This window comes from Petrotoga sp. 9PWA.NaAc.5.4 (assembly GCF_002895485.1).
Classification (GTDB): domain Bacteria; phylum Thermotogota; class Thermotogae; order Petrotogales; family Petrotogaceae; genus AZRK01.
This window is the reverse complement of sequence record NZ_AZRK01000001.1, coordinates 222,523-248,369: the sequence shown is the minus strand read 5'-3', so window position 1 is coordinate 248,369 and position 25,847 is coordinate 222,523. Positions and strand designations below refer to the sequence as shown.

General features: G+C 31.9%; 37 protein-coding genes. All 37 read left to right on the top strand.

Annotated features, from left to right (window positions below; translation table 11 throughout):
* Positions 1 to 52 precede the first annotated feature (52 nt).
* The 37 genes from rplU to map all read left to right on the top strand — a co-directional run bounded on the left by rplU (position 53) and on the right by map (position 25,498).
* Positions 53 to 367: a 50S ribosomal protein L21 gene (gene rplU, locus X924_RS01215; protein WP_121957121.1), complete on the top strand. Its 315-nt coding sequence runs from the start codon at positions 53 to 55 to the stop codon at positions 365 to 367.
* An 11-nt stretch (positions 368 to 378) separates the two neighbouring features.
* The gene (locus tag X924_RS01210; RefSeq protein ID WP_121957120.1) at positions 379 to 678 is read left to right on the top strand and encodes a ribosomal-processing cysteine protease Prp; all 300 of its coding nucleotides are present in this window, start codon (positions 379 to 381) and stop codon (positions 676 to 678) included.
* Positions 675 to 947 (top strand): 50S ribosomal protein L27, encoded by a 273-nt coding sequence (gene rpmA, locus X924_RS01205; protein WP_121957119.1) that lies wholly within the window; start codon positions 675 to 677, stop codon positions 945 to 947. Before X924_RS01210 ends, rpmA begins: the two co-directional genes overlap by 4 nt.
* A gap of 5 nt (positions 948 to 952) precedes the next feature.
* Complete coding sequence (locus tag X924_RS01200; protein ID WP_121957118.1) at positions 953 to 1,504, top strand: ECF transporter S component; 552 nt, start codon at positions 953 to 955, stop codon at positions 1,502 to 1,504.
* Between the two features lie 70 nt (positions 1,505 to 1,574).
* Complete coding sequence (rplM, locus tag X924_RS01195; RefSeq protein WP_121957117.1) at positions 1,575 to 2,030, top strand: 50S ribosomal protein L13; 456 nt, start codon at positions 1,575 to 1,577, stop codon at positions 2,028 to 2,030.
* 16 nt (positions 2,031 to 2,046) lie between these two features.
* Positions 2,047 to 2,454: a 30S ribosomal protein S9 gene (gene rpsI / locus X924_RS01190; RefSeq protein WP_121957116.1), complete on the top strand. Its 408-nt coding sequence runs from the start codon at positions 2,047 to 2,049 to the stop codon at positions 2,452 to 2,454.
* 78 nt (positions 2,455 to 2,532) lie between these two features.
* On the top strand, positions 2,533 to 4,275 hold the full coding sequence (dnaG, locus tag X924_RS01185; protein WP_121957115.1) for a DNA primase: 1,743 nt from the start codon (positions 2,533 to 2,535) through the stop codon (positions 4,273 to 4,275).
* Between the two features lie 245 nt (positions 4,276 to 4,520).
* The gene (gene rpoD, locus X924_RS01180; RefSeq protein ID WP_121957114.1) at positions 4,521 to 5,768 is read left to right on the top strand and encodes an RNA polymerase sigma factor RpoD; all 1,248 of its coding nucleotides are present in this window, start codon (positions 4,521 to 4,523) and stop codon (positions 5,766 to 5,768) included.
* Positions 5,769 to 5,956: 188 nt separating this feature from the next.
* On the top strand, positions 5,957 to 7,933 hold the full coding sequence (locus X924_RS01175; protein ID WP_121957113.1) for an ATP-dependent helicase: 1,977 nt from the start codon (positions 5,957 to 5,959) through the stop codon (positions 7,931 to 7,933).
* Positions 7,934 to 8,138: 205 nt separating this feature from the next.
* Entirely contained in the window at positions 8,139 to 8,513 is a 375-nt protein-coding gene (rpsL, locus tag X924_RS01170; RefSeq protein ID WP_121957112.1) for a 30S ribosomal protein S12, read from the top strand.
* A gap of 22 nt (positions 8,514 to 8,535) precedes the next feature.
* The gene (gene rpsG, locus X924_RS01165) at positions 8,536 to 9,003 is read left to right on the top strand and encodes a 30S ribosomal protein S7 (RefSeq protein ID WP_121957111.1); all 468 of its coding nucleotides are present in this window, start codon (positions 8,536 to 8,538) and stop codon (positions 9,001 to 9,003) included.
* Positions 9,004 to 9,027: 24 nt separating this feature from the next.
* A complete protein-coding gene (gene fusA / locus X924_RS01160) occupies positions 9,028 to 11,115 on the top strand; it encodes an elongation factor G (RefSeq protein ID WP_121957110.1) in 2,088 nt (695 codons plus the stop codon).
* A 163-nt stretch (positions 11,116 to 11,278) separates the two neighbouring features.
* The gene (tuf, locus tag X924_RS01155; protein WP_121957109.1) at positions 11,279 to 12,478 is read left to right on the top strand and encodes an elongation factor Tu; all 1,200 of its coding nucleotides are present in this window, start codon (positions 11,279 to 11,281) and stop codon (positions 12,476 to 12,478) included.
* A gap of 70 nt (positions 12,479 to 12,548) precedes the next feature.
* Complete coding sequence (rpsJ, locus tag X924_RS01150; protein WP_121957108.1) at positions 12,549 to 12,857, top strand: 30S ribosomal protein S10; 309 nt, start codon at positions 12,549 to 12,551, stop codon at positions 12,855 to 12,857.
* 101 nt (positions 12,858 to 12,958) lie between these two features.
* Complete coding sequence (rplC, locus tag X924_RS01145) at positions 12,959 to 13,600, top strand: 50S ribosomal protein L3 (protein ID WP_121957107.1); 642 nt, start codon at positions 12,959 to 12,961, stop codon at positions 13,598 to 13,600.
* Between the two features lie 16 nt (positions 13,601 to 13,616).
* Positions 13,617 to 14,282 carry a 50S ribosomal protein L4 gene (rplD, locus tag X924_RS01140; RefSeq protein WP_121957106.1) on the top strand — a complete coding sequence of 222 codons (666 nt, stop codon included), beginning with the start codon at positions 13,617 to 13,619 and terminating at the stop codon, positions 14,280 to 14,282.
* Complete coding sequence (gene rplW, locus X924_RS01135; RefSeq protein WP_199172599.1) at positions 14,282 to 14,578, top strand: 50S ribosomal protein L23; 297 nt, start codon at positions 14,282 to 14,284, stop codon at positions 14,576 to 14,578. Before rplD ends, rplW begins: the two co-directional genes overlap by 1 nt.
* Before the next feature lie 15 nt (positions 14,579 to 14,593).
* Positions 14,594 to 15,418, top strand: coding sequence for a 50S ribosomal protein L2 (gene rplB / locus X924_RS01130; protein ID WP_121957105.1), 825 nt, complete (start codon positions 14,594 to 14,596; stop codon positions 15,416 to 15,418).
* A gap of 35 nt (positions 15,419 to 15,453) precedes the next feature.
* A complete protein-coding gene (gene rpsS / locus X924_RS01125; protein WP_121957104.1) occupies positions 15,454 to 15,747 on the top strand; it encodes a 30S ribosomal protein S19 in 294 nt (97 codons plus the stop codon).
* A 12-nt stretch (positions 15,748 to 15,759) separates the two neighbouring features.
* Positions 15,760 to 16,209, top strand: a complete 450-nt coding sequence (gene rplV, locus X924_RS01120; RefSeq protein WP_121957103.1) for a 50S ribosomal protein L22 — start codon at positions 15,760 to 15,762, stop codon at positions 16,207 to 16,209.
* A gap of 14 nt (positions 16,210 to 16,223) precedes the next feature.
* Positions 16,224 to 16,856 carry a 30S ribosomal protein S3 gene (rpsC, locus tag X924_RS01115; RefSeq protein ID WP_121957102.1) on the top strand — a complete coding sequence of 211 codons (633 nt, stop codon included), beginning with the start codon at positions 16,224 to 16,226 and terminating at the stop codon, positions 16,854 to 16,856.
* Positions 16,857 to 17,277: 421 nt separating this feature from the next.
* Complete coding sequence (rplP, locus tag X924_RS01110) at positions 17,278 to 17,703, top strand: 50S ribosomal protein L16 (RefSeq protein WP_121957101.1); 426 nt, start codon at positions 17,278 to 17,280, stop codon at positions 17,701 to 17,703.
* Positions 17,703 to 17,903, top strand: a complete 201-nt coding sequence (gene rpmC, locus X924_RS01105) for a 50S ribosomal protein L29 (protein WP_121957100.1) — start codon at positions 17,703 to 17,705, stop codon at positions 17,901 to 17,903. Before rplP ends, rpmC begins: the two co-directional genes overlap by 1 nt.
* Before the next feature lie 8 nt (positions 17,904 to 17,911).
* A complete protein-coding gene (gene rpsQ, locus X924_RS01100; RefSeq protein WP_121957099.1) occupies positions 17,912 to 18,244 on the top strand; it encodes a 30S ribosomal protein S17 in 333 nt (110 codons plus the stop codon).
* Positions 18,225 to 18,593 carry a 50S ribosomal protein L14 gene (rplN, locus tag X924_RS01095; protein WP_121957098.1) on the top strand — a complete coding sequence of 123 codons (369 nt, stop codon included), beginning with the start codon at positions 18,225 to 18,227 and terminating at the stop codon, positions 18,591 to 18,593. Before rpsQ ends, rplN begins: the two co-directional genes overlap by 20 nt.
* Positions 18,594 to 18,605: 12 nt before the next feature.
* A complete protein-coding gene (gene rplX, locus X924_RS01090; RefSeq protein WP_121957097.1) occupies positions 18,606 to 18,926 on the top strand; it encodes a 50S ribosomal protein L24 in 321 nt (106 codons plus the stop codon).
* A 38-nt stretch (positions 18,927 to 18,964) separates the two neighbouring features.
* Complete coding sequence (rplE, locus tag X924_RS01085; RefSeq protein ID WP_121957096.1) at positions 18,965 to 19,522, top strand: 50S ribosomal protein L5; 558 nt, start codon at positions 18,965 to 18,967, stop codon at positions 19,520 to 19,522.
* Positions 19,523 to 19,538: 16 nt separating this feature from the next.
* Positions 19,539 to 19,724 (top strand): type Z 30S ribosomal protein S14, encoded by a 186-nt coding sequence (locus tag X924_RS01080; protein ID WP_121957095.1) that lies wholly within the window; start codon positions 19,539 to 19,541, stop codon positions 19,722 to 19,724.
* A gap of 14 nt (positions 19,725 to 19,738) precedes the next feature.
* Positions 19,739 to 20,143: a 30S ribosomal protein S8 gene (gene rpsH / locus X924_RS01075; RefSeq protein WP_121957094.1), complete on the top strand. Its 405-nt coding sequence runs from the start codon at positions 19,739 to 19,741 to the stop codon at positions 20,141 to 20,143.
* Positions 20,144 to 20,155: 12 nt separating this feature from the next.
* Positions 20,156 to 20,716, top strand: coding sequence for a 50S ribosomal protein L6 (gene rplF / locus X924_RS01070; protein ID WP_121957093.1), 561 nt, complete (start codon positions 20,156 to 20,158; stop codon positions 20,714 to 20,716).
* Between the two features lie 24 nt (positions 20,717 to 20,740).
* Complete coding sequence (gene rplR / locus X924_RS01065; RefSeq protein WP_121957092.1) at positions 20,741 to 21,109, top strand: 50S ribosomal protein L18; 369 nt, start codon at positions 20,741 to 20,743, stop codon at positions 21,107 to 21,109.
* 16 nt (positions 21,110 to 21,125) lie between these two features.
* The gene (gene rpsE / locus X924_RS01060; RefSeq protein ID WP_121957091.1) at positions 21,126 to 21,659 is read left to right on the top strand and encodes a 30S ribosomal protein S5; all 534 of its coding nucleotides are present in this window, start codon (positions 21,126 to 21,128) and stop codon (positions 21,657 to 21,659) included.
* 4 nt (positions 21,660 to 21,663) lie between these two features.
* A complete protein-coding gene (gene rpmD / locus X924_RS01055) occupies positions 21,664 to 21,852 on the top strand; it encodes a 50S ribosomal protein L30 (protein WP_121957090.1) in 189 nt (62 codons plus the stop codon).
* Between the two features lie 504 nt (positions 21,853 to 22,356).
* Positions 22,357 to 22,812: a 50S ribosomal protein L15 gene (gene rplO, locus X924_RS01050; RefSeq protein WP_121957089.1), complete on the top strand. Its 456-nt coding sequence runs from the start codon at positions 22,357 to 22,359 to the stop codon at positions 22,810 to 22,812.
* Position 22,813: 1 nt separating this feature from the next.
* Positions 22,814 to 24,094 (top strand): preprotein translocase subunit SecY, encoded by a 1,281-nt coding sequence (gene secY / locus X924_RS01045; RefSeq protein WP_121957088.1) that lies wholly within the window; start codon positions 22,814 to 22,816, stop codon positions 24,092 to 24,094.
* 5 nt (positions 24,095 to 24,099) lie between these two features.
* On the top strand, positions 24,100 to 24,756 hold the full coding sequence (locus tag X924_RS01040) for an adenylate kinase (protein ID WP_121957087.1): 657 nt from the start codon (positions 24,100 to 24,102) through the stop codon (positions 24,754 to 24,756).
* Entirely contained in the window at positions 24,743 to 25,498 is a 756-nt protein-coding gene (map, locus tag X924_RS01035; RefSeq protein WP_121957086.1) for a type I methionyl aminopeptidase, read from the top strand. Before X924_RS01040 ends, map begins: the two co-directional genes overlap by 14 nt.
* Positions 25,499 to 25,847 lie beyond the last annotated feature (349 nt).

Below are 25,847 nucleotides of genomic sequence, written 5' to 3'. Positions count from 1 at the left end.
AAGTTTTAGAATTTTTAAAGTGAGTATTATTATAGAAAGAGGAGGTGTACTTGTGTACGCTATTGTTGATGTTGGTGGTAAGCAATATAAAGTAGAAGAAGAGCAGATTATATATGTAGAAAAAGTAAAAAGCGTTGAAGCTGGCGATGAAATTACATTAGATAAAGTATTATTCTTAAAAACTGATGAAAATTCTAAAGTGGGAACCCCTTACGTTGATGGCGCTAAAGTTGTAGCTGAAGTTGTTGAACATGGCAAGGATAGGAAAGTTCAAATAGTAAAATTTGAGGGAAGAAAAAATTATAGACGAAAAAAAGGTCATAGACAACCATACACTGCATTAAAAGTCAAAGAAATTCAAGGATAATTTGATTTAATATGATAAAGGTAATTTATTATTATTCGCAAATGCCTCGAGTTGAGATAAGGGGACATGCTCTCTTTTCATCTTATGGAAGAGATATAGTTTGTAGTGCAGTTAGTTCTTTATCACAATTTGTAGCCGAAATATTAAAAAGAGAAGGCGTGGGTGATTATAATAAAGCCGATGGATATTTAGAAATTAAAGTTACAAAGAGTACGGATTTTTCCATAAAAATGATATATTACTTAATTGAAAGTTTGAAGTCAATATCTAAGGATTATCCAAGAAATATCAAAGTGGAGGTTAGATCATGAAAATTAATTTACAACTTTTCGCAAAAAAAAGTTCAGATTGGAATAAAAAAGATAGTAATCCTAAATATCTTGGTGTAAAAGCATCTGAAGGCAAAAGAGTAAATGCGGGATCAATAATAGTTAGACAAAGGGGTACAAAAATACATCCGGGAAATAATGTTGGATTGGGAAGAGATTTCACCATTTATGCAAAAATTAATGGGGTTGTAAAATTTGAGACAAAAAATAATAGAAAATATGTAAGTGTATATGATCAAGAAAGAGTGTAAATGAAATGAAAAGTCGTAGATTGGCTTTGATAGGTATATTTGGCGCATTATCGTTCCTTTTAACTTTTATAGAATTTCCCATTATACCTTTATTGCCTTTTTTAAAATTTGATCCAAGTGACAGTTTAATAATCTTGATGACCATGGTATATGGTTATGTGCCTGGTTTTTTCACTTTGATAATAAAGAGCTTTTTGTTTATTTTTCGATCAGGTGACGGTGGGCTCATAGGAATTTTCATGAATTTTATCGCAGGTACTACTTTCATTACTCTTTTATACTTTTTAAAAAACAAAATTAAAATTAATATATGGATCAATTATGTTATAACTTCAATTCTAACAGGAATAGTAGCTTATTTATTAAATTATTTTGTTTCTATACCTATTTATACTAATCAACCTACTGATATGTTTGTTAATAGTTTGGGAATAAATTTGCAAATATTTTTTTGGTTAGTGTTACTTTTTAATTTCATTAAGTTTTTTGCTGACTCATTGATTGCTCATATTATTTTTAAGAAAACTAAGATTACTAATTACGCGCTTTTAAAGTAGTTGAGGCCTTCTATCGGTTACAAGTGCTGAAGAAGTTAGAAAAAAAGAAAACAATAAGGAGGTTTTTGAATTGAATTCCAAATTAGTTCAGCCCTCTTATCAAGCTAAGAAAGGGCAAATAAAAAGAGAGTGGTATTTGGTGGATGCAGAAGGTCATACTCTTGGAAGAATTGCTTCAAGAGTATCTAAAATATTACAAGGTAAACATAAGCCAATTTACACACCTCATGTAGACACAGGTGATTTTGTTATTATTGTAAATGCAGATAAAATAAATTTATCTGGGAAAAAAGAAGCTCAAAAAGTTTATAGACATTATAGTGGATATCCGGGTGGATTGAAAGAAATTTCGTATGAAAAAATGATTACGCGTCAGCCGGAAAAGGTATTAAGATTAGCTATTAAAGGTATGATGCCAAAAACTATCTTAGGGAAACAGATGATAAAAAAATTAAAAATATATTCGGGGCCAAATCATCCACATCAAGCACAAAATCCTAAGAAGATAGATTTAGAAAAAATTTAATTAGGAGGTCAAAGTAATGGCGGATCTTGTTGAATATTATGGAACAGGTAGGAGAAAAACTTCAGTTGCAAGAGTTCATTTGAGGCCGGGAACCGGTAAAGTTAAAGTAAATGGTAAAGAATATGAAAAATTGGTTGATTATCTTATAGGAAACGAAGTATGGGAAATAGCGGCTTTAAAGCCACTCTATGTTACAAATTTAAAAGATCAATTTGATTTAGTGATAAGAGTAAATGGTGGAGGTTTAAGTGGTCAAGCCGGAGCTATTAGTTTAGGAATAGCAAGAGCGTTACTTCAATACGATCAATCATTGAGGCCTATTTTGAAAAAAGAAGGTCTTTTAAAGAGAGATCCCAGGGAAGTCGAGAGGAAAAAATACGGTTTAAGAAAAGCAAGAAAAAGACCACAATTTTCCAAGAGATAATATCTTATATATAGAATTCTTTCCTGATTTTCTTTCGGGTTTAAAAAAATTGTGGTTCACAAGGATAAGTGAATTACAATGAAAAAAGATTATGATAATATCAGAAAAGTAATTGACGAAATTAAGAATAAAGTAGACATTGTAGATTTCGTCAATTCTTATTTATCTTTGAACAAAAAAGGTAAGAATTATTCTGCCTTATGTCCTTTTCATACTGAAGATACTCCTTCTTTTTATATTTTTCCAGATACACAAACTTTTCATTGTTTTGGATGTGGGGCGCATGGAGATGTAATAACTTTTTTAGAAAAATATGAGCAGATTAGTTTTTTAGAAGCTTTAAAAAAATTGGGATCTTATGCAGGAATCACGGTTGAGTTAAATCAAAATTCTGTTCCTGATGAAATTCTTTTAAATGAAGAAGTTTCAAAGCTTTATACCAATACTCTTTTAAATTTGCCATCTTATAGTTCAGTTTGGAAGTATTTAAATAAAAGAGGTATTGATAAGGATTTAGTTGAAGAGTTTGAGTTGGGGTTTGCAAATGGTAATGAAGTAAAAAAAGTTCTTGAAGAAAACATGTTTGATAAGCAGATTGCAATTAATAACAGGTTGATTTTAGAGGATAAAGAATTTTTTTATAACCGTTTGATTATACCGATTAGAGATAATTCGGGATTGTTGGTAGGATTTTCCGGAAGACTAATAAACGAAAATGAAAATCTTCCAAAATATATAAATTCTTCTGAAAATCGATTTTTTAAAAAATCAAAGATTTTGTATATGTATTACAAGACAAAAAAATTTATAAAAGAAAATGATTTTGCAATAATAGTAGAAGGTTATTTTGATGTAATTTCTCTTTACAAATTAGGATTTAAAAATACAACTGCAATTTTAGGTTCTTCTTTTACTAAAGATCATGCTCTTGATATTTTAAAGTCTACAAATAAAATAATAACGATGTATGACATGGATGAAGCTGGTAAAAAAGCTACTTTATCTACTATAGAAGCCTTATATTCTAAAGATTTTCAAATAGCAGTAGCTAAATATCCGGCGAAGGATCCTGATGAGTTAGTTAAGAAAAAAGATAAGAGTTATATAGCAGAAATACTAAAAACTTCGTATAAATTTCATGAGTTTATTGTAGATTATTATGCCGAAAAATATGATTTGAGCAATGATTTTGGATTGGAAAAATTTTTACAAGAGATGACTATCTGGTACAAAAAATTTGAGAATGCTGGAAGATTAAGTTATTTAAACAGTTTTTTAGAAGTCGTTTCTGAAAAAACTTTAAAAGATAAAAACTACATACAAAAAATCTTTGAAAGGGCTTCTAATTTTATAAATAAAGAACCTCTTGGACTGAAAAAAAACGATTCATTTCTTGCAAATAATCAATTATCTTTGGAAAAAGGAATAAGATACGATATTGCAAAGTCTTACTTATACCTTTGGATAAAATATCCACAGTATCAGAATATATTAAAAGATTTCTTTAACGAAAAAGATTTTCAAGATAGTGTAATTAAAGAATTTTTAAAATTGATGGAAGAAAACAATAATCTTGGGTTCATATTAGAAAATGCTTCTCCTGAATTAAGTAATTTGATAACAGAAATATGGAAAATTGACTATTATTTTGATCCAGAAAGGATTTTATCTTCCTTAAAAGAAAGCATTAAGCGTTTTAGAATTAATAGACAAATAGAAGAGCTGAAAAATAAGTTGCATATGGCTGAAGAACCATCAGAAAAAACGCAGATAGTTTCCCAAATAATAAGTTTATACAGCAAGCTTAAAACTATAAATTGAATTTAGGTACTTTAGAAATGGAAATTTTCAGAAAACAAGCATTTGAATTTAAAATGGGTCCAGGGCGGAACCCTCTTCTTCCTTAGGTACAAGTACCGAAGAGGGTAAAGAAATTAGGAATTAGTAAGGATTAGAAGTGAGAAGGTATTCTTGAATAAATTTAAAACTAAAATATTGGCAAAACTTAATTTTTAGAATTTTTAAAGGTAGTATAAATTGAGTCTGACATGGAGGTAAATTAGCTCATGCAAAAAGTTAAAACACAGACCACTTTTTCTGAAATCATCGAAGACATTGAGAAAGTTGAGTTTATAGGAAAAGATCAGATAATAATAAAAAGAGATAAAGATAAATATATAAGTCAGTTAGAAAAAGGATTAGATAGATTATTAAAATTAGCGAAAGAAAAAGATAATGTCATAACTTATAAAGATATAGATGATTGCATACCTGAAGAATTAGCAGATGTCATAGATAGCGAATTTTTGGAAAAAATACATGAGAAGTTGGAAACTGAGGGTATACAAATTATAGAAAATTCATTGGAAGATAATGATTTGGATGAAAGAGATAGTTTTTATAGTGAAGATTTAGATTTTCTTTTTGAACAAACAGATTCTCAAGTATTTGACAACAATTTAACAAATGAACCAATAAAGATATATTTAAGGGAAATAGGTAAGATAAAACTTTTGACTCCTTCAAAAGAAAGGCAATTAGCGATTAGAGCAAAAAAAGGCGACAAAAAAGCAAAAGATGAACTCGTAAAAGCCAATTTAAGATTGGTTATCAGTATAGCCAAAAGATATACTGGAAGAGGTTTAAGTTTTTTAGATTTAATTCAAGAAGGAAATATCGGGTTAATGAAAGCTGTTGATAAATTTGATTGGAAAAAAGGATTCAAGTTTTCTACTTATGCGACTTGGTGGATAAGACAAGCTATTACAAGGGCTATAGCTGATCAGGCAAGAACCATAAGAATACCTGTGCATTTAGTGGAAACTATTAATAGAATGAATAAAGTTATAAGAGAATATTTACAAGAAAATGGAGAGTATCCATCAACAGAAGAACTTGCACGATTGTTAGATAAACCGTTAGAAAAGATGGATGAGATTCTTTTGGCAACCAAAGAAACGATTTCTGTTGATGCCCCTATTGGTAACTCAGAAGATGAAGAGTCTTACATAGGGGACTTCTTAGAGGATGTAAATGCTGAAAAGCCGGAAGAAACAGCTGTTCGAATGATATTAAGAGAAGAGATAGAAAAAGTTTTAGAAACATTAAGGCCTAAGGAAGCAGCTGTCCTAAAGATGAGGTATGGATTATTAGATGGTAAAATGAAAACCTTAGAGGAAGTAGGGGCTTTTTTTAATGTTACAAGAGAAAGAATAAGACAGATAGAAGTGAAAGCTTTAAGAAAATTGAGACATCCCAGTAGAAGCATGCAACTTAAAGAAATAAGCGACATGATAGATAAAAAAGGGCTTTGATTTTTTGATAATTCCTGTTTTAAAATGAAGATTTTTGAAAAACGATATTTTGAATTTAAAGTGAGTTTGAAAGAGAGTCCTTCTTTCTGGTACAAGCGTCGAATAAGTTAGAATAAACGAGCGTTAATAAAAACTTGGGTTTTAAATTTCTAAAAATAGCATTTCAAGCAAATTTAGGAGAGTTAGTAATGTCAAATGAAGTAAATCATGAAATTTTGAATGTAAAAAATAAAGTTCCTCCCTTTTTAGAAAAAGTTTTGGATGAAGAACAAATTGAAGCTGTAATAAAATCAAGGGGTAAATCGATAATAGTGGCTGGTCCGGGTTCTGGTAAAACGAGAGTTATTACCTATAAAATAGCTTATCTATTTCATTTAGGCATAAAGCCTGAAAATATTCTTCTTGTGACATATACAAGAGCAGCGGCAAAACAGATGATAGAAAGAGTGAAACAAGTAACTAATGTTGATACAAAGAATATGTTGGCAGGAACATTTCATCATATATGTAACACAATTTTACGAAAATATGCTACAGTCATTGGTTATCGTAACGACTATACGATTTTAGATTCGCAAGATTCAAAAGATTTATTAAAAATAGCAAGAAGTGAATATGTTCAAGAAGTGGATGATAGATATAAGCTCCCGAAAGAAGAAGTAATTATGAAAATTATAAGTTATTCTTGTAATACTTTGACATCTTTAAGGGAAAGTCTTTCGGAAGTTGCGCCTTATTTGTTAGAATATGAAAATGACATTGAACAAATATGGAGCATATATTCACGATTAAAAAAAGATATGAACGCAATGGATTATGACGATTTGTTAGTTAACACCTTGCAACTTTTTATGACTCATCGAGATATATTAAAAAAAATTGCCGAACAGTTTCAATATGTATTAGTTGACGAATTTCAAGATACAAACAAGATCCAAATTGATTTAATAAAAGCACTTTCAAGTGTTCATGGTAATTTAATAGTTGTCGGTGACGATTCTCAAAGTATATATTCTTTTAGAGGAGCAGACTTCAAAAATATAAAAAAATTTATAGAAGAAGAAGATACTAAAATTTTTAAAATACAAACAAATTATAGAAGCACAGCGGAACTTGTAAATTTCATAAATTATTTGTTGCCTTCTAATTCAGTGCCAAAAACCTTAAAATCCTATAGAAAAAGTTATTTAAAACCTTTTATAATAGAAACTTTTGATGATTTGGAACAGGCTGATGCGGTTGTTAAAATCATAAAAGAGAAAGTTGAAGAAGGGTTAAATTACGAAGACATTGCAATAATTTATAGATCCCATTCGCTTTCTATGGCGGTTCAACAAAAATTAGATGTAAGCGGCATTCCCTATAAAATATTGTCAGGTCTAAAATTTACAGAAACTGCTCATATTAAAGATATAATAAGCTTTTTGAAGATTACTTATAACATTTTTGATAGAATCTCTTGGATGAGGATTTTAAAGTTATTTGCAGGAATTGGGGACAGGACGGCAACTAAAATATATAATAGAATAGAAGAAACGTTAATGAATGAGCCTACAAAGAATTTTTTGGAGGTATTGGAAACTACACCTCTGAGTAAAAATAAAGATGCGTTGAAATTTTTGCAAAAGCTTTTTGAAAGTAAAGATAAAAAACCAAATGAAGTAATTGATTTAATATACGAAGACTTTTATAAAGAATATTCGTATTTGTCTTTCGATGATGCAAAATTAAGGAATATGGATATTGAACGTTTTAGTGAAATTGCTTCTCGTTATAATTCTATAGCTTCTTTTTTAGATGAGTTAACTTTGAGTGAAGATGTAAGAATAATAGAAAGCGGTGTGAATGAAAAGAAAGATCTTATAACTTTAACTACAGTTCATCAAGCTAAAGGTCTTGAATGGAAAGTCGTAATAATTATTTCTGTAAATCCAGGAGATTTTCCCAATGGTTTAGCAATAAAAGAGAATAAACTCGATGAAGAAGAGAGACTTTTTTATGTTGCTATTACTCGAGCTAAAGATGAACTTTACATTATAAAACAACTGACGGGAACAACAAATCCTTTTATAAAAAATTCATTTTTCTTTGTAAAAAAAGAAAATGATTTTATTAAAAAAATACCTGATGAAATAATCAACAAGATGAGAATTCATTATAGATAGCATAATTTATTCAAATTGTTATATATAGTTCATTTATAATTAAGGTATAATAATGTAAAATATCCATTGGCATTTTTGTTTTCATTAAAATATGTTATAAATTTAAAGTTATGATTTTAATAAAAAATTATGAGAAGGAGGTGAACTCCGTTATCAAGCTTGCGTTTATATAATTTTAAAGTTTTGATAACGGATTAACAAGCAGATGCCAACTATAAATCAATTGATTAGATACGGTAGAACAAAAGTCAAAAAGAAAACCAAAGCACCAGCTTTGAAAGGTAATCCACAAAAAAGAGGAGTTTGTGTAAGAGTTTCTACTATGACCCCAAAGAAGCCTAATTCAGCTTTAAGAAAAATAGCAAGAGTCAAATTATCTAACGGTATAGAAGTTACTTGTTACATTCCAGGAGAAGGGCATAATTTACAAGAACATTCAAATGTATTGGTTAGAGGAGGAAGGGTTAAAGATTTACCTGGGGTTAGATATAAAATAATTAGAGGAGCTTTAGATGCAGCTGGTGTTGAAGGAAGAAAGCAAAGTAGAAGTAAGTATGGAGCTAAAAAACCAAAAGCATAATTTAAGGAGGTTTTTTTAACAAATGAGAAGAAGGAGTGCGGAAAAAAGAAATATTGCTCCAGATCCAATATATGGAGATATTTTATTATCAAAATTTATTAATAGATTAATGTACGATGGTAAGAAGTCGTTGGCTCAGGATATAGTTTATTCTTCATTAGAAAAATTAGCTAACGTTACAAAAGAAGAACCTTTGGAGGCTTTTCACAAAGCAATAAATAATGTTAAACCTATTATCGAAGTAAGATCTAGGAGAGTTGGAGGATCAACCTATCAAGTTCCTTTTGAAGTTGAAGAAAATAGAGCTACTTCTTTGGCGATAAGGTGGATAATCACTTCGGCACAATCTAAAAAAGGCAGAAGCATGATAGAAAAATTATCTCAAGAATTGATAGATGCTTACAATAATACAGGAACAGCTGTAAAAAAGAAAGAAGACGTTCATAAAATGGCAGAAGCTAACAGAGCATTTGCGCATTATAAGTGGTAACGTTTTTTTTTAGGAGGGATTAAGTTGAAAGAAAGAGCGCTGCCCATAGAAAAAATAAGAAATATAGGAATAATTGCACATATAGATGCAGGAAAAACTACAACTACAGAGAGAATTTTATTTTATACGGGGACAAAACACAAATTAGGTTCAGTTGATGAAGGTACCACTGAAACTGATTGGATGGAACAAGAAAAAGAAAGAGGCATTACAATAACAGCCGCTGCTACATCGGCTTTTTGGAAGGGTCATCGAATAAATATTATTGATACGCCAGGACACGTTGACTTTACTGTTGAGGTGGAAAGGTCTTTATTTGTACTTGACGGAGCTGTAGTGATTTTCGACGCTCAAGTAGGAGTTGAGCCTCAATCTGAAACGGTATGGAGACAAGCCGATAGATATAAAGTTCCAAGAATTGCTTTTATGAATAAAATGGATAAGATAGGAGCGAATTTCTTTAATGCAGTACAAACAATTAAAGATAAACTTGGAGCAAATCCAGTTGCGTTAGAAGTTCCGATAGGATCTGAATCCGAATTTAAAGGCGTTGTTGATTTATTAAATATGGAAGCTATTTATTGGACAGACGAAAACGGATTGAGTATCGAAAGAGATGAAATTCCAAATGATTTAAAGGATTTATGTGAAACTAAAAAAGAAGATTTAATAGCATCTCTTGCCGAGATAGACGAAGAATTGATGGAGTTATATATAGAAGAAGCAGATATTCCTGTTGAAAAAATTAAATCCGTTATACGGAAAGGAACGATCCAAAATAAAATAGTGCCTGTTTTATGTGGTAGTTCAGCAAAAAACAAGGGGGTTCAACTACTTTTAGATGCTATAGTAGAATATCTTCCTTCTCCTTTGGATATGCCACCTGTTAAGGCATATGATTCGAATACTGGAGAATATGTAAGAAGTGTTCATCCTACAGAAGATGAAGCTTTTTTAGCATTAGCTTTTAAAATAATGGTAGATCCTTATATCGGAAAATTAACTTTTGCAAGAGTATATTCAGGGACTTTAGCAAAGGGAAGCTATGTATTAAACACGACAAAAAATAAAAAGGAAAGGGTTTCTCGTTTAGTTTTTTTACATGCAGATAAACGAGAAGAAGTCGATTATATTAGACCGGGAGATATTGTAGGAATAATTGGGTTAAAGGATACTTCGACTGGAGACACACTTGCAGCTGAAGATTGTAATTTAGTTTTAGAAAAATTAGTTTTTCCTGAACCTGTAATTTCTATTTCTATTGAACCTGAAACTAAGGATGACGAATCTAAACTTAGCAAAGCATTGGCTGCTTTAACTGAAGAGGATCCAAGTTTAAAGGTATTTGTAGATAAAGAAACAGGTGAAACTATTCTTTCAGGAATGGGAGAATTACATTTAGAGATTATTATAGATAGGATAAAAAGAGAATTCAACGTTGGAGTTAGAGTGGGTCAACCACGGGTTGCTTACAAAGAAACGATAAAATTACCTGCAGAAGCAGAAGGAAAATATATAAGACAAACCGGTGGAAGGGGACAATATGGACATGTTAAACTTAGAATTTCACCACTTCCTTTGAATTCAGAAAAGGATTTTGAATTTGTCGATAAGATTGTAGGAGGGATTATTCCTAAAGAATATATCCCAGCTATAGGAAGCGGAGTAAAAGAAGCTATGCAAAGTGGTATATTAGCTGGGTACCCTATGGTTTGTATTAGAGTTGAAGTGTATGATGGGTCATATCATGAAGTAGATTCTTCAGAAATGGCTTTTAAAATAGCAGCTTCTATGGCTTTCAAAGAAGCCGTTAAAAAAGCAAAACCTATTTTATTAGAACCAATAATGAAAGTTGATGTTACAACTCCTGAGGAATATTTAGGAGATATAATAGCAGATTTAAATTCAAGAAGAGGAAGAGTGGAGAGCTTTGAAAGTGTGGGTGGTTCAAATACGAGGATAATTCATGCGCGTGTCCCACTTTCCGAATTATTTGGTTATGCGACTGTTTTAAGATCACTATCACAAGGAAGAGCAACAAGTACAGTACAATTCTCACATTACGAAGAAGTTCCAGAACAAGTTACTCAGAAGATTATAAGTAAAGAATAACTTAAAATTAAAATATCGAATAAATTAATAAAGTCATAATTAATCAAAATTAGAATCGAGGAAGTACTCTATAAAAATCCAATGCTAAAACGTATATAAAATAAGGATTTTATAATTTATAAAAATAGTATATATAACAAATGAGAAGGAGGAGATTTAAAAAATGGCAAAAGAAAAATTTGTTAGAGAAAAAATTCATATGAACGTAGGTACTATTGGACATATTGATCATGGTAAAACTACTTTAACGGCCGCTATAACAAAAGCTTTATCCTATAAAGGGCTTGCAGATTTTACACCTTTTGATGAAATAGACAAGGCTCCGGAAGAAAAGGCAAGAGGTATTACTATAAGCGTTTCACACGTTGAGTATCAAACTGAAAAAAGGCATTATGCACATATAGATTGTCCTGGTCATGCTGACTATATCAAAAATATGATTACTGGAGCAGCACAAATGGATGGAGCTATCCTTGTTGTTGCAGCTACAGATGGTGTTATGCCTCAAACTAGAGAACACGTTTTATTAGCAAGGCAAGTTAATGTTCCTGCATTGGTAGTATTTATAAACAAAGTTGATATGGTAGAAGATGAAGAATTAATCGAATTAGTTGAAATGGAAGTAAGAGATTTATTGACAAGTTATAACTTCCCAGGGGACGAAGTTCCAGTTATTCGTGGTTCAGCATTGAAAGCTCTTGAAGAAAATAGTCCAGATGGTCCATGGACTCAAAAAATATATGAATTAATGGATGCCATAGATAGTTATTTTCCAGATCCTTTAAGAGAAACTGATAAACCTTTCTTGATGCCAATCGAAGATGTTTTTAGTATAACTGGTAGAGGAACTGTCGTTACTGGAAGAATAGAAAGAGGGGTTATTCATCCGGGTGATACAGTTGAAATAATAGGGTTAAGCTACGAGAAGAAGAAAACAGTTGTTACTGGAGTAGAAATGTTTAGAAAATTATTGGATGAAGGTGTTGCGGGTGACAATGTAGGATGTCTGTTGAGAGGTATAGAAAAAGACGAAGTTAAAAGAGGACAGGTTCTTGCAGCCCCAGGATCTATTACTCCTCATAAAAAATTTAAAGCTGAAGTTTACGTATTAAAGAAAGAAGAGGGAGGAAGACATACACCGTTTACCAAGGGTTATAGACCTCAATTCTATATTAAAGTAGCTGATGTTACAGGCACTATTTTAGATTTTTCAAGTGGTGCTGAAATGGTAATGCCTGGTGATAATATAACAATGACAATAGAATTAATTTATCCTGTTGCTCTTGAAAAAGGAACAAGGTTCGCTATTAGAGAAGGCGGAAGGACAGTAGGTGCAGGAGTAGTTACAGAAATTATTGAATAAAAAATTAAATTATTTAGGGGAGTTATAATACTCCCCTTACTAATGAAGTAAAAGGAGGCTTAAAACTTCAATGCCCAATAAGTATATAAAAATACGTTTAAAAGCTTATGATAATAAATTATTGGATGAATCTTCAAAAAAAATTATAGAGGCCGTAAAAGATACGGAGGCTAAAGTTTCAGGTCCAATACCGTTACCAAATAAAAAAACAGTTTATTCAGTTATAAGATCGCCTCACAAATATTCCTATTCTATGGAACAGTTTGAAAAAACCGTTCATAAAAGAGTTATTTACATATATGATGCATCACCTGACACCGTTACAAAATTGCTTAAGGTTAATATACCGTCTGGTGTATCTGTTGATATTAAAGCGTAAAATTTAAGCGAGATATTTTAGATAACTTATAAAAAGGCCGATGAGTTTATATTTTATTAAGAATATAAACAATTCGAAAATCGGGCTCTGGAGGTGTAAAAATGAAAGGTATTTTAGGCAAAAAAGTTGGAATGACGAGAATTTTTAAAGAAGACAAAGCCATCCCGGTTACAGTTATACAAGCAGGACCATGTGTTGTGGTACAGAAAAAAACTGTAGAAACCGATGGGTATAATGCGATTCAAGTTGGTTTTGAGGAAATTCAAGAAAGAAAAGTGAACAAACCTTTATTAGGTCATTTTAAAAAAGCACAAGTAAAGCCTTATAGATATTTAAAAGAATTTCGAGTTGATAATGTTGATGATTTTAAAATTGGCCAAGTAATCGATGTATCTATTTTTTCTGAAGGTGAAAAGGTAGACATTACTGGTTATTCAAAAGGAAGAGGATATACAGGAGCTATAAAGAGATGGAATTTTACAGGTGGGGAAGTTTCGCATGGTTCTAAATTTCATAGAGCTTTAGGTTCCACAGGTATGAATACTTATCCTTCTAAAGTATTTAAAGGTAAAAAAATGCCAGGAAGGTATGGAAACGAGAGAGTTACTATACAAAATTCAGAAGTTGTATACATAGATCAAAAAAACAATCTAATAGCGCTTAAAGGCGGAGTTCCAGGTGCGAGGGGCGGCTTAGTAATTATAAAAGAAGCAGTTAAAGTTAAACGCCCAAAAATGAAGTAAGGAGGATTATTGAGATATGGCTCAGATAGATGTTTATAACAAAGAAGGAGAAAAAATCGATTCTTTAGAATTAAAAGACGAGGTTTTTAATATTGAACCTAATATGGATATTATGTATAGGTATGTTGACATGCAACTTACAAATAAAAGAGCCGGAACTGCTTCTACTAAGACGAGGTCAGAAGTAAGTGGTGGAGGAAGAAAACCATGGCCACAAAAGCACACAGGTAGAGCAAGAGCAGGTTCGATTAGATCCCCGCTATGGAGGCATGGAGGAGTTACTTTTGGTCCAAAACCTCGAGATTTTAATAAATCTTTAAATAAAAAGATGAAAAAATTAGCTTTAAAATCTGCATTAAGTACAAGGTATAGAGAAAATAATTTGATAGTCTTCGAAGATTTAAAGTTTGAAAATCCTAAAACAAAAGAAGTTAAAGATATTTTAAATAAATTCAATTTAATAGATAAAAAAGTTTTAATTGTATTACCTCGTCAAGAGGAAGGATATAAAAATATTAAATTATCTGCAAGAAATTTGCCAAAAGTAAAAGTTATTATTGCTGATAATCCTGGACAAAATAAGATTAATGTTGATGGTTTGAATGTTTTTGATTTGATAAACAATGAGAAAATTATCTTAACTAAAGAAATGGTTAATAAAATTGAGGAGGTGATCGGCTAATGGATAATATTAGAGCACATGATATAATAATAAGGCCGATCCTGACAGAAAAATCTTATAATCTAATGAGAGACAGGAAATATACCTTTGAAGTAGACAAAAAGGCTACAAAACTTGAAATAAAAGAAGCAATTGAATCAATTTTTAAGGTAAAAGTTGAAAAAGTTTATGTAATGAATGTAAAACCCAAACCAAAAAGATTAGGAAGAAGTGAAGGCTATACTCGAGGCTGGAAAAAAGCAATAGTTAAGTTAGGTGAAGGGTATACAATAAGAGAATTGCAAGGTAGCTTGTAAAAGAGGTGATTTCTAATGGCGTTGAAAGAATATAAACCAGTTACTCCTTCTAGAAGATTTATGGTAACTGTTGATAATTCAGATTTATCTAAAGTAAAGCCCGAAAAAAGTTTATTGGCTCCCTTGAAAAAAACAGGTGGCAGAAATAGTTACGGTAGAATTACTGTAAGACACCGAAGTGGCGGAAATAAAAGAAAATATCGTATAATAGATTTTAAAAGGGATAAAATAAATATTCCGGCAAAAGTAGTTTCTATAGAATACGATCCAAATAGAAGTGCAAGAATCGCGCTCTTGACATATGCAGACGGTGAAAAAAGGTATATTTTAGCTCCCAAAGGTTTGAAAGTTGGGGACAATGTTATGAATGGACCAAATGCGGAAATAAAAGTTGGAAACGCATTACCCTTGGAGAATATTCCATTAGGTACTTTAATACACAATATTGAATTTAAGCCTGGAAGAGGTGGAAAAATAGCCAAAGCTGCAGGAACTTCTGTTCAATTGATGGCAAAAGAAGGTAAGTATGCTTTATTAAAAATGCCTTCTGGAGAATTAAGGCAAGTAAGATTAACTTGTATGGCTACTATAGGAACAGTAAGTAATGAAGATCATATCAACCAAGTTTTTGGTAAAGCCGGAAAGTCTCGATGGCTTGGTATAAGGCCAAGCGTTAGAGGAATGGCTCAAAACCCTGTTGACCATCCTATGGGTGGTGGAGAAGGCAGGAGCAAAGGACATATTCCTAAATCTCCGTGGGGAGTTCCAGCGAAAGGTTATAAAACCAGAAGGGGTAAGAAGCCTTCGGATAGATTTATAGTTAGAAGAAGAGAAAAATGAAAGAACTAATGTAAGGATGGTTAGGAGGTGTAATAGTGGGAAGATCCTTAAAAAAAGGTCCTTACGTTCATCCAAGTTTACTAAAAAAAATTAGAGAAATGAACGAAAAAGGCGAGAAAAAAGTTATAAAAACATGGTCTAGAGCTTCTATGATATTACCTGAAATGGTTGGACACACAATTGCTGTACATAATGGGATGAAACATATACCTGTTTATATTACCGAACAGATGATTGGTCACAGATTAGGTGAGTTTTCGCCAACACGAAGATTTGGAGGACATCCAGATAAAAAGTCTATGAAAGGTAAAGTAGAAAGGCAAGGTTAAGGAGGTTAATTCATGGCTTCTAATAAAGAAATTTCAAGAGTTTTAGAAGATGGGAAAAAGTTAAAAAGGTCAGTTTATCATAGAATGAGAAAAGAAAAAGAAGCAGAGGAGCCCAAAGTTGAAGCTCAAGCGATTGCCAAATATGTTAGAATTTCACCAACCAAGGCGAGATCTATCGCTAATGCTATAAGAAATAAAGATGTCAGTGAAGCTTTGCAAATTCTTACTTTTAGTCCTAAGAAGTCGGCAAGATTGATTTATAAAGTACTAATGTCTGCAATCGCTAACGCCGAAAATAATTTTGGATTAAATGCCGAAAATTTGTATGTATCAGAGATCATGATAAATGAAGGTCCAAGATTGAAAAGGTTATGGCCAAGGTCTCATGGAAGAGCTGATATTTTACAAAAAAGAATGAGTCATATATATGTAACTGTTAGAGATAGAAATGCTGATAAATAAGTGAGGTGAATTGAGTGGGATCTAAAGTACACCCATATGGTTTTAGGTTAGGAACTACTAAACCTTGGAAATCAGTTTGGTTTAATGAAAAAAATTATCAAGAATACTTATATGAAGATGAAAAAATCAGAGATTTTGTTAAAACTAATTATGAAAGTGCCGGTATTGCGGATGTGCTAATTGAAAGGCCAAGTGATTCTTTAGTGAGAATAGATATTTACGCAGCAAGGTTAGGAATACTTATAGGCAGAAAAGGAGCCGAAATAAAAAATATTAGAGATCAATTGGCTCAAATAGTTTCCGATAAAAATGTAAAAGTTTATGTTCAAGAAGTGAAAAATCCATACATTAACGCTCAGTTAATTGCACAAGATATATCTGGGCAATTGCAGCGAAGAGTTTCCCATAAAATTGCAATGAAAAGAGCTATTTCTAATGCCATGAGAAGAGGGGCTAAAGGAATAAAGATAATGGTTTCTGGAAGATTGGGTGGAGCTGAAATTGCGAGAACTGAATGGTATATGGAAGGAAGATTACCCCTTCAAACTTTAAGATCTGATATAGAATATTCTGTTTTACAATGTCAGACCAAATATGGGACAATAGGTATTAAAGTTTGGGTATATTACGGTAACTCTCAGATTTAGTCAATTAAGTGGTAATAAATGCTTTAAAAATCAAGAATAAAGCCTTGTAATGGGAAAATTAGTCAAGAAAATGATGTTTTGAATTTATATTGAGTCCAAGACGGTATTTTATAAAAATTTAAATTTAAAGTATTGATAAAACATAAATTTTGTTATTTTTAAAGTAAGTAAAAGTGTTTATAGGTACTTTAGAAATGATAATTTTCAGAAAATAAGCTTTTGAATTTAAAATAGGTCCAGGGCACAGCCTTCTTCCCCTTCCTTGGCTACAAGTATCGAAAAAGATAAAGAAATTAGGAATTAGTGAGGATTAGAAGTGGGAAGGCATTTTGTGAAAAGTTAAACGCTAAAATATTTATAAAATGTGAAGTTTAGAATTTTATAGTGAGTGAAAAGTGTTTAAAGAAGGAGGAAGTTCTAAATGTTAATGCCGAAGAGAGTAAAATATAGAAAACAACAAAGAGGAACAGTTAAAGGTATGGCAAAGGGAGGAACATTAGTTCATTTTGGAGATTGGGGTTTAAAAGCTCTTGAAAGTTCTTGGATAACTGCACAACAAATTGATGCCTGCAGATTAGCTATGGTTAGAACACTTAAAAGAACTGGTAATATTTGGATAAATGTTTTCCCTGATAAACCTGTCACTTCAAAAGGAATTGGAACGAGGCAAGGAAAAGGTAAAGGAGATGTAGAAGGTTGGGTAGCAGTGGTGAAAAAAGGTAGAGTTATGTTTGAGATTGGAGGAGTAGATGAGGAAACAGCAAAATTGGCTTTAAAGTATGCTGCTTCTAAGTTACCTATTAGAACAAAAATTGTTCCGCGATATGAAATAGGAGGTGAGCTCTGATGAGAGTTTCAGAAATGAGAGAATTAACAGAAGAAGAGCTCAACAGAGAATTAGAAAACTTAAAAGAAAAGTTGTTTCAGCTTAGATTTCAGTTGGAACTTGGGCAATTGAAAAATGTATCGAGTATAAAGTTAGTGAAAAAAGATATAGCAAGAATAAAAACTATCTTAAAGGAAAGGGAACTTGGAATAAGGAGGTAAAGATTGTTATGCCTAAAAAAACTATAGTAGGAAGAGTTACAAGTAATAAGATGGATAAAACAATAACGGTAGAAGCTGAAACATTAACAAAAAATCCAAAGTATGGTAAGATTGTAAGAAAAACCAGAAAGTATCATGCACATGATGAGAATAACGAATGTAATATAGGAGATATAGTTGAAATAGAAGAATCACGAAAATTATCTAAAACAAAGGCGTTTGTTTTGAAAAAGATTATAAAAAAGAATATTTTAACAAATGAAGTAGAAACACCTGAATCTGTGGAAGAAGAATTGGACGAAGCCTTTGGGGGTGAAAAAGATGGTGCAATTAGAGAGTAAAGTAAAAGTTGCTGATAATTCTGGAGCGAAACTACTAAGAGTTATAAAAGTCTTAGGAGGATTTCATAAAGCCAAAGGGACCATCGGAGACACTGTTGTATGTTCTGTTAGAGAAGCAATTCCTCATACAGACATTAAAGAAGGTCAAATTGTAAAAGCTGTTATCGTAAGAACTAGAAAAGAAGTCCGAAGAAAAGATGGAACGTATATAAGATTTGATGATAATGCTGCTGTTTTGATAGATAACAATAAACTTCCGATTGGAACAAGGGTTTTTGGTCCTGTTGCACGGGAAGTAAGAGAAAAAGGATATTCAAAAATAGCGTCACTTGCAAAAGAAGTATGGTGAGGTGTGTAGAATATGAATAAGATAAAAAAAGACGATACAGTTATTGTAATTTCAGGAAAGGATAAAGGAAAAAGGAGCAAAGTTTTAAGGGTTTTTCCAAAAGAAAATAAAATTTTGGTTGATAATGTAAATGTAGTAAAAAAACATCAAAGACCAACTCAACAAATGAGAGAAGGCGGAATTATAGAACAACCAAAGCCTATATACATATCGAAAGTTATGTTAGTATGTCCTAATTGTGATCAAAAAACGAGAGTTGGGTTCAAGTTTTTAGAAGACGGAACAAAAGTTAGGTACTGTAAAAAATGTGGAGAAATAATAGAAAAAGCTTAATAGCATGATTCTTAAAGGAGTTAAAAGGAGGACTTGTAATGGAAAAAGTTCAATTTGTTCCCTTAAAAGATAAATATAAAGAAGTTGTTATTCCTTCAATGATGAAGGAATTCAATTACGAAAACGAACTTCAAGTACCAAGATTAGTAAAAATAGTAGTGAATATGGGTGTGGGTGAAGGTTCAAGGAATAAAGCTGTTGTTGAGAAACATGCACAAGAATTAACTCAAATTGTTGGGCAAAAAGCTGTGATAACAAAGGCCAAAAAAAGTGTTGCTAATTTTAAGGTTAGAGAAGGAATGCCTATAGGAGTAAAGGTTACTTTAAGAGGTTGGAAAATGTATAATTTTTTATATAAATTAATAAGTATAGTCTTACCAAAATTAAGAGATTTTAGGGGATTACCTGCGGATTCTTTTGATGGAAGAGGGAATTATACCTTTGGGTTACCTGAACAAATAATATTTCCTGAAATAAGGCCAGATGATATAAATAGAGTTCAGGGTATGGATGTAACAATAGTAACAACTGCTAAAACTGACGAAGAAGCAAGGAAACTTTTAGAATTTTTTGGATTTCCTTTAAAAAAATCGTAAATGGAGGTAAACGTAAATGGCTAGAAAAGCTATGATAGAAAAATCAAAGAGAACTCCAAAATATAAAACAAGAGTTCATGCAAGATGTAAAGTTTGCGGTAGACCAAGAGCCGTTTATAGCGAATTCGGTCTATGTAGGATTTGTTTTAGGGAAATGGCTCTGGAAGGTAAACTTCCAGGAGTTAAAAAGGCCAGTTGGTAAGGAGGTAAACATAAATGTGGAGTGATCCAATAGCGGATATGCTGACCAGAATAAGAAACGCTAATTCTGTAGGTAAAGAAAGTGTAGAAGTACCGGCTTCAAATTTGAAAAAGGCTATTTTAGATATTTTAAAAAGAGAAGGGTACATAGTTGATTATAAATTTATAGATGATGGTAAACAAGGGATTTTAAAAATAAATTTAAAATATAAAGGTATCAGAAGAGAAAAGCAAAAAGCTATAGATGGAATTGTTAGAGTCTCAAAAAGTGGAAGAAGAGTGTACGTTAATTCAAGAAATATACCAAAGGTTAAAAATGGAGTAGGTATTGCAATATTATCCACTTCTCAAGGTTTAATGACTGACAAAGAAGCAAGAGAAAAGAAAGTCGGCGGAGAAGTAATTTGTTTTGTATGGTGAGGAGGTGTTTTAATGCCAAAGTCAAGAATAGCTGATAAGCCAACAGTTGTTCCAGTAGGAGTAGAAGTTAATATTGAAGGTAGTAAAGTTACAGTAAAAGGGAAAAAAGGAGAATTGTTCTTAGAACTGCCTAACGAACTCGTTGTTAAGAAAGAAGATAATAATATAATGGTTTATGGAAAAGATGAGTATATAATGAGAACTTCTGATGCAAAAAGGATCACAGCGTTACGTGGAACATATACGTCACATTTGAGAAATATGATTAAAGGAGTAACCGAAGGTTTTCAAAAAGAACTTGAAATAATAGGGATAGGTTACAGAGCTCAATTACAAGGGAAAAAATTGATTTTAAATATAGGTTATTCAAATCCGGTAGAATTTGATATACCTGAAGGAATTAATATAGAGGTACCACAACCTACAAGAGTGGTAGTAAAAGGAATAGATAAATACCTTGTAGGGGAAGTAGCTGCCCAAATAAGAAAATTGAGAAAAGTGAATGTTTATAGTGGTAAAGGTATAAAATATATAGACGAAATAGTTATAAGAAAAGAAGGAAAGAAAGTTTAATGGGTAAAAGGAGGCTTGTTCATTTTGATAAAACCAATTGATAAGAAAAGAATGAGAAATAAAAGGCATTTAAGAGTTAGAAGAAGAATAACAGGTACATCTGATAAACCAAGAATGACAATTTTTAAAAGTGAGAAACATATATATGCTCAAATTATTGATGATACAAAAGGACACACAATTGTTTCTGCATCAACTGTTGAAAAAGAATTAAAGGAAAAACTTACAAAAACCTGGGATCAAAATGCTGCTTATGAAGTTGGGAGATTGATCGCTAAAAGAGCGAAAGAAAAAGGTATAAACAATATAGTTTTTGATAGAAGCGGATACAAATATCATGGAAAGGTCAAAGCTCTTGCAGAGGCAGCAAGAGAAGAAGGCTTAAAGTTTTAGGAGGTGCTTATAGAATATGCCCGATAATCAAAAGATAAAATCAACGGATGTATCTAATGAGTTTGAAGAAAGAATAATTGAAATAAGAAGGGTTAGTAAAGTTACTAAAGGTGGAAAAACAATTTCTTTTAGGGTAGTTTCTGTTATAGGAAATAGAAAAGGAAAAGTTGGTTTAGGTGTCGGAAATGCTCGAGAAGTTCCCCAAGCTATCAGAAAATCTATCCAAAATGCCCAAAAAAATATAATAGAAGTCCCTGTAAAAAATGAAACTATACCTTATGAAATTGTTGGTAGACAAGATTCTTCTGTTGTATTGTTATTACCTGCGGGACCTGGTACCGGTGTTATTGCTTCTTCTGCGGTTAGAGCAGTAGCTGAATTAGCTGGCATTAATAATATTTTAACAAAAGCCATGGGTTCTACTAATATACTAAATTTAGCGAAAGCTACATATAATGGTCTAAAAAGTTTGAAATCTCCAAAGCAAATAGCTGAATTAAGAGATATCAATGTAAAACAAGTATTTTATGGAGCACATGAGGGGGTTTGAAAAAATGTCTAATTTGAAAATAAAGTTAGTGAGAGGTAGAGCAGGGAAAAACAAAAGACAATTAGCTACTCTTGACGCTTTGGGATTAACGAAAAAAGATAAAGAAGTAATAAAGCCAAACAATCCGCAAATTCAAGGTATGGTAAGAAAAGTGCAGCACTTGGTGAAAGTCGAAGAAATCGAAGAAAATTAAATAAAATTTACAATTTTCGGTACAAATACCGACGAAATTAAAGAAATGAAGAATAGCTCAAAATTAGAATTGCGGAGGTATTTTATAAAAATTTAAATACTAAATCATTGATAGAATTTGAATTTTATAATTTCTAAAGACAGTAAAAAATAATTTTATAGATACTTTAGAAAAGATAATTTTCAGAAAATAAGCTTTTGAATTTAAAATGGGTCCAGGACAAAATTCTCTCTTTCGCTGTAATTAGTGAAAAAGTAAGAAAAATTCATATAGGTATTTTAGAAAAGATAATTTTTAGAAAATAAGCTTTTGAATTTAAAATGGGTCCAGGGCACAGCCCTCTCCTCCTTCCTTGGCTACAAGTACCGAAAAAGGTAAAGAAATTAGGAATTAGTAAGGATTAGAATCGGGGAGGTATTTTGTAAAAAAATTAATTCTAAAACATATATAATTTTGGAATTTTTAAAGACAGTAAAAAATGATTTTAGATAAGGAGGTTTATTAATGCCGCTTAAAATAGAAGATTTAAAACCTACACCAGGCTCAAGACAAAAATCAAAAAGATTAGGTCGAGGAAGTGGTTCTGGATTAGGGAAAACTTCCGGTAAAGGTCACAAAGGAGAAAAAGCAAGAGGTAGAGGAAAAATAAGCAAGGTTTTTGAAGGTGGTCAAACCAATATTATAAGAAGATCTCCTAAATATGGTTTTAGCAACGCTACTTTCAAAAAAACTTATTCTATAGTCAATGTTGAAACTTTAGAAAAGTACTTTGGTGAGAACGAAGAAATAACTCCAGAATTGTTGTTAGAGAAAAAAATAATTAAAAAGTTAAACGATGGAGTTAAAATATTAGGAAAAGGAGAAATAACGAAACCTCTTGTCGTCAAAGCGAATATTTTTTCTAAAAGTGCAAAAGAAAAAATTGAAGCAGTTGGCGGCAAAATAGAGGTGATAGAATAATATGTTCAAAGCCTTTAGGAATGTTTTTAAGATTCCGGAATTGCGTGACAGAGTTATATTCACATTGTTAGCCTTAATTGGATTCAGAATAGGTATATACATTCCCATTCCTGGAATAAATGTTCAGGCTTGGCAAGCAGCTTTGGGAGGAGCAGCTGAAGGAGCTATAGGAGGCTTTATAGGATTTTTTGATGTTTTTGCAGGCGGAGCATTGAGCAATTTATCTATATTTGTTCTCTCCGTGACTCCATATATAACAGCTTCTATAATTTTTCAACTTTTAGCTTCTATAATGCCAAGGTTGAAAGAGATGCTAAAAGAAGGCGAAAGCGGAAGAAAGAAAATAGCACATTATACAAGAATATTAACGCTCGTTTTGGCTTTTGGTCAAGGCTTATTAATGTCTATGGCTGCTAATAACTATAGAAATCCGAATCTTTCAGCACCGCTTTTTGTACTTTTAGCTACTGTTTCTATAGCTGCTGGAACTATGTTTTTGCTTTGGTTAGGAGAATTAATAACCGAAAAAGGGATAGGTAATGGAGTATCGGTGTTAATATTTGCCGGAATAGTATCGAGATATCCAACTTATGCTGTGGAAGCTCTTGTAGGGCTTACACCATTAGAATGGATACTTTTAGCTGTAGTAGCTTTGTTTATTGTTGTAGCTGTAGTAGCCGTACAAATTTCAGAAAGAAGAATAAACATTCAATATGCAAAAAGAGTTGTGGGTACAAAAGTATACGGTGGATCTTCAACTTACTTACCAATTAAAGTTAATGGCGGAGGAGTTATGCCTATAATTTTTGCTTCAGCAATAATGACTCTTCCCAGTATGATTGCTGGAGTCACACCTACTTCAGTTGATGACAGATTGTTTGCTATAGGTTCCCCCTTATACCTTATACTTTATGGTTTGTTAGTATTTTTCTTTACATATTTTTATAGTTCGGTTGTGATGGATCCTAATGAGGTAGCAGATAATATAAGAAATTACGGAGGTTTTATACCGGGATTAAGGCCAGGAAAACCTACAGTTGATTATATAACCAAGGTAATGACTAGAGTAACTTTTATTGGAGCTATTTTTTTGGTTGTAATTGCTTTAGTACCTTATTTTATCAGAGGAGCTTCAGGAATGCAACAAATATGGATAGGTGGTACAAGTACATTAATTGCAGTAGGTGTTGCCTTGGATATAGTACAACAGATGGAACAACATATGATTGTACGGCAATACGAGGGATTTCTTAAGAAAGGAAGACTACGTGGAAGGAGATGAAATAGTTGAGACTTTTATTTTTTGGGCCTCCTGGAGCCGGTAAAGGGACACAAGCTAAAATAGTTGCTAAAGAGTTCAATGTGGAACATATTTCTACTGGGGATATATTAAGAGAAGCTGTAAATAAAGGGACAGATTTAGGAGAGAAAGTTAAAAGTATAATGGAAAGAGGAGAACTTGTTCCTGACGAAATTATGAACGAATTAGTAAAACAAAAATTAGAAGAAGTTAATTCTTTCATTTTAGATGGTTATCCACGCACTCTCGAACAAGCAAAATTTTTGGATGCGGTTCTTAAGCAAATTAAGAAAGAAATTGATGCCGCCGTTCTTATAGATGTACCGGAAGATGAAATAGTGAAAAGAATCAGTAACAGAAGAGTGTGCCCGAATTGTGGAAAGGTATATAATTTAATTACTTTAAAACCTAAAAATGATGAAAAATGCGATAATTGTGGAACTAAAATAGTTCAAAGAGATGACGATAAAGAAAATGTGGTAAGAGAAAGATATAGAATATACAGAAAAAATACAGAACCTGTAATAGAATATTATAGAAAAAATAACAAAATAGTTACAGTTAATGGGGTTCAGGATGTTGAAGAAGTTACAAAAGAGTTGTTTAATATGCTAAGGAGATTTCGCAATAATGATAATAATTAAAACAGATGAAGAAATAGTGAAAATGAGACGGGCAGGTAATAAGCTGGCCCGCCTCCTTGATGATTTAATTCCTTCTATTTTGAAAGAAGGCATTAATGGAGAAGATGTTGAAAAATATGTGTTAACTTATATGGATAAAGAAAATGCGATTCCTACCTTTAAAGGATACAATGGATATAGATATGCTATTAATTTTTCCCTAAATGAAGAAGTTGTACATGGGTTCCCCTTAAAAAGTAAAGTTTTAAAGAATGGGGATATAGTTTCTATTGATTGTGGATTAACATACAGTGGTTATATTGCTGATGCCGCACGCACCTATATAATTGGTGAAGTTTCCCAGAGAGAAAAAGAATTGGTTGATTCTACTAAAGAGTCTTTATATTTAGGGCTAAAAAAAGCCGTTGTAGGGAATACGATTGGAGATATAGGTTATGAGATTCAAAGTTTCATAGAAAGTAAGGGGTTTTCTGTAATAAGAGAATACGTAGGACATGGGGTTGGTAGAAGATTACATGAAGATCCGCAGATTCCTAACTATGGAGAACCAGGTAGAGGACCAAAAATTAGAAAAAATATGACATTAGCAATTGAGCCTATGGTGACTATGGGAAGTTATGAGGTAGATATTTTAGACGATGGATGGACAGCGGTTACTGTAGATAAATCCAAAGCAGCTCATTTTGAACATACCATTGCTGTAACTGACAATGGTCCTGAAATTTTGACTGTTTTAAAATAAAAGATTTGTTTTAAGTTTTAGCTAGATCCAAGATGTAGCCCTTCCTTCTGTTGGTACAAGATAGCGATCATCTTGAAAAAACATTTAATAAAGGTCAGAACCGAGAAGGTATTTTATAAAAATTGGACTTTAAAATATATAAAATATGGGTTTTAGAATTTTTGAAATTAGGAAAATCCCTTTAGGGACTTTAGAAATGTGAACTTTTTCTAAAAACGAGGTTTTGAATTTTAAACAAGTTCGATGCAGAACCCTCCGTCTTCTTTTTTGGTAAAAATACCGAAAAAGTTAAAGAAATAGCAAATTGATCAAAATCAGAATAGTGAAGGTATTTTTGAAAAACTAAACG

Coding starts and splice junctions, on each gene's coding strand:
- rpsE (WP_121957091.1), top strand. CDS start 21,126: ATGCCCGATAATCAAAAGATAAAATCAACGGATGTATCTAATGAGTTT.
- map (WP_121957086.1), top strand. CDS start 24,743: ATGATAATAATTAAAACAGATGAAGAAATAGTGAAAATGAGACGGGCA.
- tuf (WP_121957109.1), top strand. CDS start 11,279: ATGGCAAAAGAAAAATTTGTTAGAGAAAAAATTCATATGAACGTAGGT.
- rplC (WP_121957107.1), top strand. CDS start 12,959: ATGAAAGGTATTTTAGGCAAAAAAGTTGGAATGACGAGAATTTTTAAA.
- X924_RS01175 (WP_121957113.1), top strand. CDS start 5,957: ATGTCAAATGAAGTAAATCATGAAATTTTGAATGTAAAAAATAAAGTT.
- rplW (WP_199172599.1), top strand. CDS start 14,282: ATGGATAATATTAGAGCACATGATATAATAATAAGGCCGATCCTGACA.
- rpsG (WP_121957111.1), top strand. CDS start 8,536: ATGAGAAGAAGGAGTGCGGAAAAAAGAAATATTGCTCCAGATCCAATA.
- X924_RS01210 (WP_121957120.1), top strand. CDS start 379: ATGATAAAGGTAATTTATTATTATTCGCAAATGCCTCGAGTTGAGATA.
- rplD (WP_121957106.1), top strand. CDS start 13,617: ATGGCTCAGATAGATGTTTATAACAAAGAAGGAGAAAAAATCGATTCT.
- rpmA (WP_121957119.1), top strand. CDS start 675: ATGAAAATTAATTTACAACTTTTCGCAAAAAAAAGTTCAGATTGGAAT.
- rplN (WP_121957098.1), top strand. CDS start 18,225: ATGGTGCAATTAGAGAGTAAAGTAAAAGTTGCTGATAATTCTGGAGCG.
- secY (WP_121957088.1), top strand. CDS start 22,814: ATGTTCAAAGCCTTTAGGAATGTTTTTAAGATTCCGGAATTGCGTGAC.
- rpsL (WP_121957112.1), top strand. CDS start 8,139: ATGCCAACTATAAATCAATTGATTAGATACGGTAGAACAAAAGTCAAA.
- rpsQ (WP_121957099.1), top strand. CDS start 17,912: ATGCCTAAAAAAACTATAGTAGGAAGAGTTACAAGTAATAAGATGGAT.
- X924_RS01080 (WP_121957095.1), top strand. CDS start 19,539: ATGGCTAGAAAAGCTATGATAGAAAAATCAAAGAGAACTCCAAAATAT.
- rplF (WP_121957093.1), top strand. CDS start 20,156: ATGCCAAAGTCAAGAATAGCTGATAAGCCAACAGTTGTTCCAGTAGGA.
- rplV (WP_121957103.1), top strand. CDS start 15,760: ATGGCTTCTAATAAAGAAATTTCAAGAGTTTTAGAAGATGGGAAAAAG.
- rpsI (WP_121957116.1), top strand. CDS start 2,047: ATGGCGGATCTTGTTGAATATTATGGAACAGGTAGGAGAAAAACTTCA.
- rplP (WP_121957101.1), top strand. CDS start 17,278: ATGTTAATGCCGAAGAGAGTAAAATATAGAAAACAACAAAGAGGAACA.
- X924_RS01200 (WP_121957118.1), top strand. CDS start 953: ATGAAAAGTCGTAGATTGGCTTTGATAGGTATATTTGGCGCATTATCG.
- rplE (WP_121957096.1), top strand. CDS start 18,965: ATGGAAAAAGTTCAATTTGTTCCCTTAAAAGATAAATATAAAGAAGTT.
- rpoD (WP_121957114.1), top strand. CDS start 4,521: ATGCAAAAAGTTAAAACACAGACCACTTTTTCTGAAATCATCGAAGAC.
- rpsH (WP_121957094.1), top strand. CDS start 19,739: ATGTGGAGTGATCCAATAGCGGATATGCTGACCAGAATAAGAAACGCT.
- rplB (WP_121957105.1), top strand. CDS start 14,594: ATGGCGTTGAAAGAATATAAACCAGTTACTCCTTCTAGAAGATTTATG.
- rpsJ (WP_121957108.1), top strand. CDS start 12,549: ATGCCCAATAAGTATATAAAAATACGTTTAAAAGCTTATGATAATAAA.
- rpmD (WP_121957090.1), top strand. CDS start 21,664: ATGTCTAATTTGAAAATAAAGTTAGTGAGAGGTAGAGCAGGGAAAAAC.
- rplO (WP_121957089.1), top strand. CDS start 22,357: ATGCCGCTTAAAATAGAAGATTTAAAACCTACACCAGGCTCAAGACAA.
- rplX (WP_121957097.1), top strand. CDS start 18,606: ATGAATAAGATAAAAAAAGACGATACAGTTATTGTAATTTCAGGAAAG.
- dnaG (WP_121957115.1), top strand. CDS start 2,533: ATGAAAAAAGATTATGATAATATCAGAAAAGTAATTGACGAAATTAAG.
- rpmC (WP_121957100.1), top strand. CDS start 17,703: ATGAGAGTTTCAGAAATGAGAGAATTAACAGAAGAAGAGCTCAACAGA.